The sequence below is a fragment of the Flavobacterium gawalongense genome, assembly GCF_007097265.1.
Taxonomy (GTDB): domain Bacteria; phylum Bacteroidota; class Bacteroidia; order Flavobacteriales; family Flavobacteriaceae; genus Flavobacterium; species Flavobacterium gawalongense.
The window spans coordinates 22,401-34,938 of record NZ_VJZP01000007.1 but is presented as its reverse complement, the minus strand read 5'-3'; the positions used below and the strand labels follow the sequence as shown (position 1 = coordinate 34,938).

Here is a 12,538-nt window from a genome sequence, read left to right as displayed (position 1 = left end):
AATTGTCAGTAAATATCGGAAGAAGGGTGATTTGTTTTAAAAATCTTTAGAGGAGATCCAGCTGTATAAAAGAATTCCAAAGCGGCTTATATTTTATTGAAGTACAGAAAACCCAAGTAAACACTGCCTTTACAGGTCATTTTTAAAGAGTTGACTACTTCTCTCTACCTCTTTTAGGCTATGACAGGACTAAAAAAAACCTGCCCAATTTAAATGGACAGGTCAACTATTTGTGAAACAAAAAGGGTAATTATTTTTTGAATTTGGAGATTCCGGTTTTTAACCAACTTTCATATTCTTCCACTCCAACATAACTTATGGTTGGTTTGTCAACATTTAAACTTTCCCCTTCCAAATTTGTTAAAACATACAACGGCTGTGTATTGGTTTTGTATTTCGAAATCATAAAATCAGTCCATTTATCACCAGTAGTTTCGATTTCGGCTCCGGTAGTTTTAGAAATATAGTGTTCGTTTTTAGGCAATTCACGCTTATCATCCACGTACAATGAAATCAGAACAACCTCATTATTCAAAATGGAAAAAACACGCTCATCAGACCAAACATTATTTTCCATCTTTCTGCAATTCACACAAGCATAGCCGGTGAAATCCAGCATAATGGGTTTATGTACCGTTTTGGCATACCCCAGACCTTTTTCATAATCATCGAAAACCACTAATCCGTGCGGTCCGCTTTTGGCACCATCCGGTAAAATGGCAGCCGAAGTTTTAAGTCCTGAACCTCCAACGCCAAAAGGACTTTCACTGTATTCCATTGGAGGCGGGAAAGCATTAATCAATTTTAATGGTGCTCCCCAAAGTCCCGGAATTAAATAAACGGTAAACGTCAAAACCAGTAACCCCATCAACAACCTTCCTACTGAAATATGTGTTATAGGACTATCATGTGGCATCGTTATTTTCCCAAAAAGATATAAAGCCAATGCACCAAAAATAGCAATCCAAATCGCCAAAAACACTTCTCTTTCCAATAAATGCAATTGCAAAACCAAATCAGCATTCGATAAAAACTTGAAAGCCAAGGCCAATTCCAGAAAACCCAAAACTACTTTTACGGTATTAAGCCATCCCCCAGATCTTGGCAACGAATGCAACCAACCCGGAAACATCGCAAACAACATAAATGGTAAGGCCAAAGCCAATGAAAATCCCAGCATTCCAATTATTGGAGCGATTCCACCTTTAGAAGCCGCCTCAACCAGAAGTGTCCCTACAATTGGACCGGTACAGGAAAACGAAACAATGGCCAGCGCCAATGCCATAAATAATATTCCTATTATTCCTCCTTTATCCGCTTGGCTGTCTACTTTATTTGCCCAAGAATTAGGCAGCATAATCTCGAATGCTCCAAGAAATGAAGCAGCAAAAACAATCAACAAAATAAAAAATATAATATTAAACCAGACATTGGTAGACAAAGCATTCAGAGCATCGGCACCAAAAATCCATGTCACTAAAAATCCCAATACCACATAAATAAATATGATGGAAATTCCATAAATGATAGCGTTTCTAATGCCTTTAGCTTTTGATTTACTTTGTTTGGTAAAGAAACTTACCGTCATAGGAATCATTGGGAAAACACAAGGCGTAAGCAAAGCGGCAAATCCTGATAAAAAAGCAATAAAGAAAATGGACCATAATCCTCTTTGAGAAGCTGGTTTTGTTACTGTAACTTCTGATTTTACAGGAATAACAGCTTCTTTTACGTCCTTTGTTGATACTATTGTGTCCGTTTTTGTAGTATCTGTTGCTGTAACTGCAATCGTCGTTTTTGAATTTAATGGAATAACAAAAGTGAATTTTTTCTCCTGGTTGATGCAAACTTCTTTGCAAACCTGGTAATTCAATTCGGCTTCAATTTTAGTAATCTTCGGGTTTGTTACCGTAATTTCTTGTTGAATTTGTGCTTTTTTCTCAAAAAACGTTTCATTAACCTCAAAAACATCGTTGAAAGCAGTTCTGGTTTTACTTTCTTTGGCTTTGCCAACTAAGGTAAAATTTCCTTTTTGATTTTTAAAAATAATTTCCAAAGGCAGCGGTCCGCCATCAGGTGTAAATTGAGAATACAAATGCCAATCATTTTCTATGACAGCATTGAAAGTAAGTATATAATTATTCTCAGATTTTTTTTCAATTTTGGTTGTCCACTTTGCAGGATCAAGAATTTGGGCATTTACTTTGGCGAAAGCCAAAAAAGCAAAAAGTATAAATAGTAATTTTCTCATCATTCTAATTGTATTTTAAGTATATTTTGTGTTTCGTTTTCTATTCTAAAACGATTATCCTGACGAATCCCAACAATCCAGACAATTTCATTATTGGAACATAAAAGCCAAGTATTTTCTTTATCGATCAATGATAATTTTTCATCCTTAAATAGTTTGCTTACTTTCTTAGATTTACCTTCCATCCCAAAAGGCTGAAAAACATCCCCATCATTCCAATGCCTTAAAACCAAAGGAAATTGTAATTTATTGGCGTCAACAAAGATAGTTTTATTTGAAACGATACTAATGTCGGCTACTTTACAAAACGAAAGATTTAAGGGAATCTTAACTTCTTTCTGATTTTCATCAATTAAATATTCCTCCTTTTCATTTACGAAATTCATGGGACTTACGATTAAGGAATCCCTGTCTTTCAACAACCTAAACTCGGGAGAAAAAACCTGTTTGCCCGATTGACTTTCAACCAAATCATAAATATCATCCCATGCCGAAAATCCAAATTCTTTCAACCATTGGTACAAATACGATTTATAGTTGGGTAATTTCTTCAATTGATTCAAATCAAAGTAAATATTGTCCTCATCTCGCTTTGCCACTTGCTGATAGACGATAATCGACGCATCTTCAACCATAGCTTGCGCTTCTTGCAAATAGGTTTGCGTTTTATGAAAAGAAGAAAGGAAATTTGGATTTAATTCCTTTAACATCGGAACTACATGATGGCGAATTTTATTTCGAAGGTATTTATCCGATGTATTACTGCTGTCTTCACGCCACTGAATCGTATTTTCTTTGGCATAATTTTCAATTTCTTGTCGGGAAAATAGTAAAAGTGGCCGAATTACTTTTTCATTTTGTTCCGGAATGCCTGTTAAACCTTCTAATCCGGTTACTCGTGTGAGATTGATGATAAAGGTTTCCAAATTGTCATCGGCATGATGGGCGGTGAGAATATAGTCGAATTTTTCGGTTTCCAATAATTCATAAAACCAATTGTACCGTAACTTGCGAGCGGCTACTTGAGTGGAAAGCTTATAATCTTCCGCAAATGCTTTGGTGTCAAATTGGGTTACAAAAAGCGGAATACTATTGGTAGCAGCATACTCCTGAACAAAGTTTTGATCTCCAAAACTTTCCATTCCGCGAAGTTGAAAATTGCAATGTGCAAGAGCAATTTCATAATTCAATTTATGAAACAAATGTGCCATTACCATGCTATCCAATCCTCCACTGGCAGCCAAAAGGAGTTTTTTGGTTTCCAATAATGGAAAATTCAGGGCAATATGATTTTTTAATTTTTCAATCATTTTTCAAATTTAGTTATTTTAAATCATACCAAGAAACCACATTGGCAATGGTTCGCTTTTGATTGTCTAAACCAGCATAAACCAAAGTTTTACTTTTGACATTCTCTTTGGCCAAAGCCGAAAAATAAATCATTCCTTTGAATAAATCTTGAGAAATAGTGGTTGTCGATTTAATTTCTATTACATTCAGCAGTTCATCATCCTGCCGAATTAAATCTACTTCGTGACCTGCGGAATCGCGCCAAAACCAAAATTCATCCATCAAATTCTGATGGTAATTTTGTTTTACATATTCGGCAACAATCATGTTTTCGAATAAATTTCCTTTGTACGATTTACCAATTATTTGATTTGCATCTTTTATTTTTAACAAATGACAAAGCAATCCTGTATCATAAAAATACAACTTTGGGCTTTTTATAACCCGTTTATCAAAATTATCATGAAGGGGTTGCAGCAAAAACAAAATATAACTATTCTCTAAAGCCGACAACCACGATTTGGCAGTTGGTTGTGTAATTCCACACTCTTTTGCTAACGAATTCAAGTTCAGCAATTGTCCTGCTCGTGACGCACACAAACTCAAAAAAATCCTAAACGTTCGCATTTCCCGAATATTTACAAGTTCCGTAATATCGCGTTCCACATACGTTTGAATGTAATTGCCATAAAAATTTTTGCTTGGAATATTTCTGTCAAAAATTGCGGGATAAAACCCTTTCAGCATTGCTGCTACATAATCTTGAGATAATAAATTCTCCGATTTTAATTCTGTAAAATCAAAAGGCAATAATTTAAAAATCGCTACTCGACCCGCTAAACTCTGTGTGATATTTTTCATTAAATGAAAATTCTGCGAACCCGAAAGTATAAATTGTCCCATTATTTTACTATCATCAACAATCGTCTGAAGATAGGAAAATAGTTGCGGTGCGCGTTGTGCTTCGTCAAAAATACAATACTGGGAATATTTTTCAAAAAAACCTTTAGGGTCATCTTCTAAAAAGGCTCTCAAATCAGGACTTTCCAAACTGATGTATTGATACTCTGGAAAAAGCTCTCTCAATAATGTAGTTTTTCCAGATTGTCTTGGTCCGGTTAATGCAATAACTGGGTATTTAGTTCTATAAAAACGTATCGCATTAACTATTTCTCTTTTTACTACCATAACAATCTGTTTATCAAGAACAAATATACTTATAATTTTGAAAATACACGAATTAAATTTTAAAAATACAACTATTTAATTTTGAAATTACATAACTTAAATTTTGAAATTACATGGCTTCTATTTTAAAATTACATGCTTTATTTATGACTATCCGTAAATAATACTAAAGAAAAATTTAGCCACAAATTTCCACAAATTTCACGAATTTTTATCCTTAAAAGAAAAAAGAACACTAATTCGTGAAATTTGTGGAAATTCGTGGCTAAAAAAATAATTATACCATTTAGACTTTAAATTTACTGTGATAAATCAATTTAACTGTGCGCGTCAGTTCGAGTATTTTATTAAAAAATGCGATAGCTTTTTTTAATAAAATGTATCGAGAACCCTAACATTGTAAGCTTCTCGATACAATTTTGAATAGTAAAGCTGTCGCATTACTATTCAAAATCACTACCATTGACGTTTTTATTTAATGTATTGAAAATCAATAATTTAACAAAATTAACATGCAAGAATAATACGTCATTTTATATTGCTTTTTTTGTAAAAAAATTAAGCCTCGAAGAGACGTGGTGTTTTTTATTCCAGTAAAATCAAAAGTAAAATGATATTATAGTCCGCTAAGCGGACAGTCATATTATTTATTGTAATACTTCCCGCATGGCTTTTGCCTTGAGCAAACATTCCTCATACTCCTTTTCAGGAATTGACTGTGATGTTATGGCACTTCCCACTGAAAAAGAAACGTATTTTTTTTCCTGATTGTACAAGATGCTTCGTATTACCACATTGAAATCGAAATCACCACTTGGTGTAAAATAACCTACTGCCCCACTGTACAAACCTCGCTTTGTTTCTTCCAGATTTTCGATGATTTTCATTACCGAAATTTTTGGCGCTCCAGTCATACTTCCCATCGGGAAAGTGGTTTTTATTGCATCAACCGCAGTATATTGATGATCTAATTTTGAAGTAACCGTAGAAATCATTTGGTGCACTTGCAAAAAAGAATAAATGGCACATAATTCTGTTACTGCTACAGATCCTTTTTGTGCTGTATGCGACAAATCATTGCGAACTAAATCCGTAATCATAATATTTTCCGAACGCTCTTTCGGGTCTAAAGCCAATTGCGTTCTTGATTTTTCATCTTCTATAAGATCCGAAAATCGTTTTGCAGTTCCTTTAATTGGCTGCGAAATAATTAATTCTCCCTTCTTTTTCAAATAGCGTTCCGGAGAAGCTGAAAGTAAAAAATGCTTATTATTCTTGAAAAAAACGGCAAATGGAGGCAGAGAAATTTCGTTCAGCTTTACAAACTTTTCAATCGGATCTATAGTTGCATTTTCAGCAAAAAACTCCATGCAAAAATTAGCTTCGTAAATATCACCGTGATGAATGTGTTCTAATATTTTTGTTACTTTCTCAAGATAGTTTTCTCTTGAAATTCGCTGCTGAATTGTTATTTGTGAGTTCTGAATACTAAATACGGAATACTGGACGCTTATCTCCTCAAAATCTTCCTCAACTTCGTCATCACACATATTGAGATACTGAATTTCGAGCTCATTCCCCTTCAATAGAAATAGTTTTTTAGGTTGGAAGAAAAACAAATCCGGAAAATTCAGTCCATCAAAATTATTCGATTGTAAATCCTCTATATCATTTTTTAAATCATATGATAAATAACCAAAAAGCCAGTCTTTGGTAATTTGCTGATATTGCTTTAAATCCTCGAAAGCATTATGATAGTCCGTTTTTATGGAAGTAAAAGCATCTACTGCAAGCAGACAATCATAACTGGAATATCCCTGCGGATAGTCATTACTATCCATAAAAATGACTTCACGAAATTGTTGCGACCAAAGTAAAAGTTGCTGTTTGAACAGTTTTGGATTTTGAATGGTTTGTATAATAGATGTTCTCAAGCAGAATATAATTAGAAAATCAAAAATACGACAAATCTATCATTAAACTTTAATTGAATGGTATTAGTGGCGTTATTAACCCAGAAAATCATGATCCTTTCCGAATAATTAAGCTTACAGAAACCATAATTGATTTCTTTAAATTTTGTAATTTTACCAATAAACATCTGCAAATCAAACCAAAGGAACATGAAAAAAATTTTAATCTTAATCGTGATTACTTTTATTTTTTCTTGCAAAAAAGAACCTCAAAAAAATGAGGATGCGGTAATCGGAAAAACTAAAAAAACCTCTTACGGATGTGCACCACAAACTACAGACGCAAGTTGGTATTTAACAAATAATAAAGCCCCTATTTTTAAAGGACTCAATGTTATTGATTACCCGATAACTACTAAAAGTACCGAAGCTCAAAAGTATTTCAATCAAGGAATGGCCCTTTCCTATGGTTTCAACCATGCAGAAGCGGCTCGTTCATTCTATTATGCCACAAAACTGGATCCCGAATGTGCCATGTGTTATTGGGGATTTGCTTACGTACTTGGCCCGAATTATAATGCCGGTATGGAACCGGATAATTACGAAAGAGCCTATAAGGCTATTCAAAAAGCAATACAACTTTCAGACAAAGCTTCGAAAAAAGAGAAAGCATTGATAAACGCATTAGCAAAAAGATATACCAAGAAACACGTTGAAGACAGGAGCAACCTGGATATTGCTTACTCTGCCGAGATGAAAAAAGTGAGTAAAAAATTCCCGGATGATGTCAATATCAACACACTATATGCCGAATCCATCATGGATTTACATCCTTGGGATTTATATGAAAAAGACGGGACACCAAAGAAATGGACACCAGAAATTGTTTCTTTATTAGAGAAAACACTAAAAAAAGACCCCAAAAATATCGGTGCAAACCATTTTTATATCCATGTCGTAGAAGCATCAAATACTCCCGAACGTGGCAACAATGCGGCCAAAGCTTTTGATGACGGATTGGTTCCGGGATCCGGACATTTGGTCCACATGTCATCCCATATTTACATCAGAACAGGCGAGTATCATAAAGGTACCCTAGCCAATATTAATGCCGTAAAAGTGGACAGCAACTATGTTGCCATGTGTCATGCCCAAGGTGCTTATCCTTTAGGATATTATCCGCATAATTATCACTTTATGGCTGGAACAGCAACTTTGGAAGGCAATAGCAAATGGGCAATGATAGGTGCCAATAAAGTATCAAAACATGTCCATCCGAAGACCATGACAGAACCCGGCTGGGGAACACTACAGCATTACTATGTGATTCCCTATTATGTAGCGGTTAAGTTTGGGAAATGGGATGACATACTTAAAATGAAATTAGTCACGGACACCTTAAAATACCCCGTTGCTGTTACACATTATGCAAAAGGCATGGCTTATTTAGGAAAAAATGATTTAAAAAAGGCTAAACAAGAATTGCTTCAACTTGAAGAAATAGCAAAAGATAAAAAATTGGAACAGATAACAATTTGGGAATTAAATTCTGTTTCCACTTTGACACAAATTGCCAAACGGGTTTTGAAAGCGGAAATAGCCGCAAGTGAAAAAAATTACGTTCAGAGCATTGCACTGCTGAAAGAAGCGGTTGCTATTGAAGATTCCTTAAATTACAATGAACCACCAGATTGGTTCTTTTCCGTGAGACACCATCTCGGAGCAGTACAAATTGAAGCCGAAAAATATCAGGATGCCGTAAAAACGTATGAAGACGATTTAAAACGATTGCCTAAAAATGGATGGGCGCATCACGGACTCCGACTTGCCTATGAAAAGATGAACAATAAAACGAAAGCCAAAGAGATTACAAGACTTATTGAAAAAAGTTGGGGCAACGCAGATACAAAAATCACAACATCAAGGATAAAATAAAAGTGCCCGAAAGTCAATTTCATTATGTAATTTGATGCTTTCCTAGAAATTGCTACAGCTAATGTTTCAGCTTCCGATTGAGTCGATATTTCATCATTTTCAGGTTTTGAAAGAATTTTTTAATCATACTGTAAACTCTTTTGCTAGGATTGAATCCCGTTTTCAATAGGTTCTTGTGCTTAAATTTTGCTACTATTGTGCTAATATTCTTTAAATTAACAACAAAACATAAGAAAAATTAACTATTTTTATTGTAACTTTACAAGTAGTAATAACTTTTTGGTCATTTAAATCGTTCCCGTCATGGTTTCAAAAATTTTCATCAATTTAGCTGTTAAAGACCTGAAAAAATCAATAGCTTTTTTTACAAAATTAGGATTTTCTTTCAATCCAAAATTTACTGATGAGTCTGCTACTTGCATGATTATAGCCGAAAATATTTTTGCAATGTTACTTACTGAAGAACGTTTTAAAGACTTTACAAAAAAAGAAATCTGCAATGCCCATAAAAACACCGAAGTATTGATTGCCATAGCTGTTGAAAGCCGAGAAAAAGTAGATGAATTAGTAAAGAATGCAGTTGATGCAGGTGGTTCAATTTACATGAACCAACAGGATCATGGATGGATGTATGTCCATAGTTTTGCCGACTTAGATGGGCATCAATGGGAAATCCTATATATGGATGAAAGTGCTATTCCAAAGCGATAACCCTCAATTTTTAACCAATTAAAACCATATATTATGAAAATTGCAATTATTATTATCCGAACTCTAATAGGCCTTTTGTTTCTTTTTACCTCTATTAGTTTCTTTTTAAACCTAACGCCAGAACCTGTCTCCACCGGAAATTTTAAGGCTTTTCAGGTTGGTTTGGTTGCCTCAACTTATTTAATGCCTTTAGCAAAAACTATTGAATTACTTTGCGGATTATCATTTGTTTCCGGGCGCTTTGTAACCTTAGCCAATATTGCTATTCTTCCTGTTACAATAAATATATTGTTGATCAATTTTTTCTTGACACCCCAAAACATGCCAATTGCTTTGTTCGTATTTTTAGGAAACATATTTTTAATTTACAGTCATTGGGAAAACTATAAAGGTTTATTTGTGGCTAAAGGCTAAATAAACTTACCTCTTTGAAATAAAGAAACCCGCTCAATTGAACGGGTTTCTTTATTTTTAAACGAGATTTAATTATCTCATTTTCAAATTTTCTAATTAAACATGCAAAGCTCTATTGTCAGTAGCGGCTAATGCAGCTTCTTTTATTGCTTCTGCAAATGTTGGATGCGCATGGCTCATTCTGGAAATATCTTCGGCAGATGCTTTGAATTCCATTGCGGTAACGGCTTCAGCAATTAAATCCGCACAACGTGCTCCAATCATATGAACTCCAAGAACTTCATCCGTTTTTGCGTCAGCAAGAATTTTTACAAATCCGTCTAAATCTCCACCTGCACGAGCACGACCTAAAGCTTTGAAAGGAAAACTTCCTGATTTGAATTCCACACCAGATGCTTTCAATTGCTCCTCGGTTTGTCCTACAGCAGCCACTTCTGGCCAAGTGTAAACAACACCCGGAATTAAGTTATAATCAATATGTGGTTTTTGACCTGCTAAAATTTCAGCAACCATTGCTCCTTCTTCTTCTGCTTTGTGTGCTAACATTGCTCCACGAACAACATCACCAATTGCATAGATATTAGGAACTGAAGTTTGCAAATGATCGTTTACTTCAACCATTCCTCTATCAGAAATTTTCACACCCGCTTTATCAGCATTCAATCCATCTGTATAAGGACGACGTCCCACAGAAACTAATGAATAATCTCCTTCAAGAGTAATTGTTTCTCCTTTTGCATTTTCAGCTTGAACTACAACAGCATCTCCATTTCTTTCTACTGATTTCACTTTATGAGAAACGTAGAATTTCATGCCTTGTTTTTTCAATACTTTAGTCAATTCTTTAGACAATGAAGCATCCATTCCAGGAATAATTCTATCCATGAATTCCACTACAGAAACTTGCGCTCCCAATCGTAAATACACTTGACCTAATTCAATACCAATTACTCCACCACCAATAATGACCAAATGTTTTGGAACTTCTTTAAGTTTCAACGCTTCGGTAGAAGTGATGATTCTTTCTTTATCGATTTTGATAAATGGCAAAGAAGATGGTTTTGAACCTGTAGCGATAATGATATTTTTAGCTTCGATAGTTTCAGAAGTTCCATCCGCTTTTGTAACAGCAACGTGAGTTGCATCCATAAAAGAACCTAAACCTTCCAGAACTGTAATTTTATTTTTGTCCATTAAAAATTTCACACCACCCGAAGTCTGATCCACAACCGCTTGTTTGCGCGCAATCATTTTTTCAAGGTTCACTTTTACTTCACCGGAAACTTCAATTCCGTGATCTGCAAAATGAGCAATTTCACTGTAATGATGAGAAGAAGCCAGCAATGCTTTTGAGGGAATACAACCTACATTCAGGCAAGTTCCTCCAAGAGTGGAATATTTTTCGATAATTGCTGTTTTAAAACCCAGTTGTGCACAACGAATTGCTGATACATATCCGCCTGGTCCAGAACCTATAATGACTACGTCAAATGAACTCATAGTATATTTTTTTATTGTGTTTTTATAAAATGTCGCACAAAATTAAGGAATTAAGTTTTGTTTAAAGTTTAATTTATAAGGTTTTTTGTTATGAAAATGACACAAACAAACTTTCATAGAAAAATTATTTATGGTTTTTTAGAAGGATTTCTAAAAGTATGGAAAACAGGGTAAATAATAATTTCATCATTAAATACTTCATAAATAATTACAAAAGGAAATTTCTTAAGAGATAATTCTCTAAAATTAAGATTCTTTTTTTAGCGCAAATAATTCAGGATTTGTTTTTAATATTTTTAAATATCCTTTCAGATAAATTAAAAAATGTTTTCCTAATCCTCTTCTTCTGTTTTCATAAAATTCAATAGCTTCGATTATTTCAATTTCTGCTAATTTTGAAATAACAATTTTAAAAGCCATATTTAGCATTTAATTGCTTTTCCAAATCTTCCCAAGAAGTCACAAAACTATTCCCAGAATGATATTCGGCTCTGACTTCTTCCACTTTTTGATAATGAATATCCGAAACCAAAGAAGCTTTTTCATCATTTAAAATGGCGTCAAATACTCCTTCTAAAACGGCTAATTTTGAATCGTCCTGAATAAGTTTTCCAAAATTTGCAATAAGTTTCTGTCTAATTTCTTTAGTTTTCATGGGACAACTGATTTATCCAAATTTAATTATTTTTATGACTATAAAACGAACGATTACTAAATATCAACAACAGTCGTATTTTTCACTTCACTAATCATAAAGGTACTGTGTGTACTTCCTATATGTTGTAATGTGGTGAGTTTTGTAACTAAAAATTCCCGATACGCTTCCATATCTTTTACCACTATTTTCAGGATATAATCATAATCGCCGCTCACATGATGGCATTCTATCACTTCTTTTAGCTTTACCACTTCACTTTCGAATTTAGCAATAAACTCCTTGGTGTGCTGTATCAATTTGAGGTGACAAAAAACAACAAATCCTTTCTCGACTTTCGAACGATTGATTAACACTACGTATTTATCGATTATGCCTTCTCTTTCCAGTTTTTTTATACGCTCGTATACTGCAGTAACAGAAAGATTGAGTTTTAAGGACAGTTCCTTGGTTGTTTTTTTACTATCGGATTGTAATAAAAAAAGCAGCTTTTTATCTATTGAATCTAATGTCATTTTATTGAAAAATTGGAATTGATAAATAATCTATAAAATTCTTATTTGAGAAGCTAATTTAGAAAATTAAATTATATAATTTAATTTTAATAGTTTTAAAATCCAATATTAAACAATAGGATTGATTATTAATCTAGAACAATGTTATTTTGAATAGATTTTATAC

Annotated in this window: 11 protein-coding genes; 3 read left to right on the top strand and 8 right to left on the bottom strand. The window is 33.9% G+C overall.

The features are described 5' to 3' along the window. Positions 1-250 precede the first annotated feature (250 nt). The 4 genes from FNW38_RS05700 to FNW38_RS05685 all read right to left on the bottom strand — a co-directional run bounded on the left by FNW38_RS05700 (position 251) and on the right by FNW38_RS05685 (position 6,663). Positions 251-2,251 (bottom strand): protein-disulfide reductase DsbD family protein, encoded by a 2,001-nt coding sequence (locus tag FNW38_RS05700; protein ID WP_143386652.1) that lies wholly within the window; start codon positions 2,249-2,251, stop codon positions 251-253. After that, on the bottom strand, positions 2,251-3,561 hold the full coding sequence (gene tilS, locus FNW38_RS05695; RefSeq protein ID WP_144064695.1) for a tRNA lysidine(34) synthetase TilS: 1,311 nt from the start codon (positions 3,559-3,561) through the stop codon (positions 2,251-2,253). Before tilS ends, FNW38_RS05700 begins: the two co-directional genes overlap by 1 nt. A gap of 13 nt (positions 3,562-3,574) precedes the next feature. Next, positions 3,575-4,729, bottom strand: coding sequence for an ATP-binding protein (locus FNW38_RS05690; protein WP_144064696.1), 1,155 nt, complete (start codon positions 4,727-4,729; stop codon positions 3,575-3,577). A gap of 647 nt (positions 4,730-5,376) precedes the next feature. Next, positions 5,377-6,663, bottom strand: a complete 1,287-nt coding sequence (locus FNW38_RS05685) for an anthranilate synthase component I family protein (RefSeq protein WP_144064697.1) — start codon at positions 6,661-6,663, stop codon at positions 5,377-5,379. A gap of 189 nt (positions 6,664-6,852) precedes the next feature. On the opposite strand from FNW38_RS05685, the gene FNW38_RS05680 reads away from it, so the two are divergent. The 3 genes from FNW38_RS05680 (at position 6,853) to FNW38_RS05670 (ending at position 9,702) form a co-directional block, all read left to right on the top strand. After that, complete coding sequence (locus FNW38_RS05680; RefSeq protein WP_144064698.1) at positions 6,853-8,577, top strand: tetratricopeptide repeat protein; 1,725 nt, start codon at positions 6,853-6,855, stop codon at positions 8,575-8,577. A gap of 303 nt (positions 8,578-8,880) precedes the next feature. Continuing rightward, the gene (locus FNW38_RS05675) at positions 8,881-9,288 is read left to right on the top strand and encodes a VOC family protein (RefSeq protein ID WP_143386597.1); all 408 of its coding nucleotides are present in this window, start codon (positions 8,881-8,883) and stop codon (positions 9,286-9,288) included. Between the two features lie 33 nt (positions 9,289-9,321). After that, complete coding sequence (locus FNW38_RS05670; RefSeq protein WP_144064699.1) at positions 9,322-9,702, top strand: DoxX family membrane protein; 381 nt, start codon at positions 9,322-9,324, stop codon at positions 9,700-9,702. A 96-nt stretch (positions 9,703-9,798) separates the two neighbouring features. Here the strand turns inward: FNW38_RS05670 and lpdA are convergent, their stop codons facing one another. From lpdA to FNW38_RS05655, 4 genes are all read right to left on the bottom strand, one after another. After that, complete coding sequence (lpdA, locus tag FNW38_RS05665) at positions 9,799-11,202, bottom strand: dihydrolipoyl dehydrogenase (protein WP_144064700.1); 1,404 nt, start codon at positions 11,200-11,202, stop codon at positions 9,799-9,801. A 246-nt stretch (positions 11,203-11,448) separates the two neighbouring features. Further along, complete coding sequence (locus FNW38_RS17435) at positions 11,449-11,622, bottom strand: hypothetical protein (RefSeq protein WP_185963092.1); 174 nt, start codon at positions 11,620-11,622, stop codon at positions 11,449-11,451. Further along, positions 11,612-11,857 (bottom strand): hypothetical protein, encoded by a 246-nt coding sequence (locus FNW38_RS05660; RefSeq protein WP_144064701.1) that lies wholly within the window; start codon positions 11,855-11,857, stop codon positions 11,612-11,614. Before FNW38_RS05660 ends, FNW38_RS17435 begins: the two co-directional genes overlap by 11 nt. A 56-nt stretch (positions 11,858-11,913) precedes the next feature. Further along, on the bottom strand, positions 11,914-12,372 hold the full coding sequence (locus FNW38_RS05655) for an Lrp/AsnC family transcriptional regulator (RefSeq protein WP_143386601.1): 459 nt from the start codon (positions 12,370-12,372) through the stop codon (positions 11,914-11,916). Positions 12,373-12,538 lie beyond the last annotated feature (166 nt).

Excerpts from the sequence above, each read along its gene's own strand:
- FNW38_RS05700 (WP_143386652.1), bottom strand. The coding sequence starts at position 2,251 with ATGAGAAAATTACTATTTATACTTTTTGCTTTTTTGGCTTTCGCCAAA.
- tilS (WP_144064695.1), bottom strand. The coding sequence starts at position 3,561 with ATGATTGAAAAATTAAAAAATCATATTGCCCTGAATTTTCCATTATTG.
- FNW38_RS05690 (WP_144064696.1), bottom strand. The coding sequence starts at position 4,729 with ATGGTAGTAAAAAGAGAAATAGTTAATGCGATACGTTTTTATAGAACT.
- FNW38_RS05680 (WP_144064698.1), top strand. The coding sequence starts at position 6,853 with ATGAAAAAAATTTTAATCTTAATCGTGATTACTTTTATTTTTTCTTGC.
- FNW38_RS05675 (WP_143386597.1), top strand. The coding sequence starts at position 8,881 with ATGGTTTCAAAAATTTTCATCAATTTAGCTGTTAAAGACCTGAAAAAA.
- FNW38_RS05670 (WP_144064699.1), top strand. The coding sequence starts at position 9,322 with ATGAAAATTGCAATTATTATTATCCGAACTCTAATAGGCCTTTTGTTT.
- lpdA (WP_144064700.1), bottom strand. The coding sequence starts at position 11,202 with ATGAGTTCATTTGACGTAGTCATTATAGGTTCTGGACCAGGCGGATAT.
- FNW38_RS17435 (WP_185963092.1), bottom strand. The coding sequence starts at position 11,622 with ATGGCTTTTAAAATTGTTATTTCAAAATTAGCAGAAATTGAAATAATC.
- FNW38_RS05660 (WP_144064701.1), bottom strand. The coding sequence starts at position 11,857 with ATGAAAACTAAAGAAATTAGACAGAAACTTATTGCAAATTTTGGAAAA.
- FNW38_RS05655 (WP_143386601.1), bottom strand. The coding sequence starts at position 12,372 with ATGACATTAGATTCAATAGATAAAAAGCTGCTTTTTTTATTACAATCC.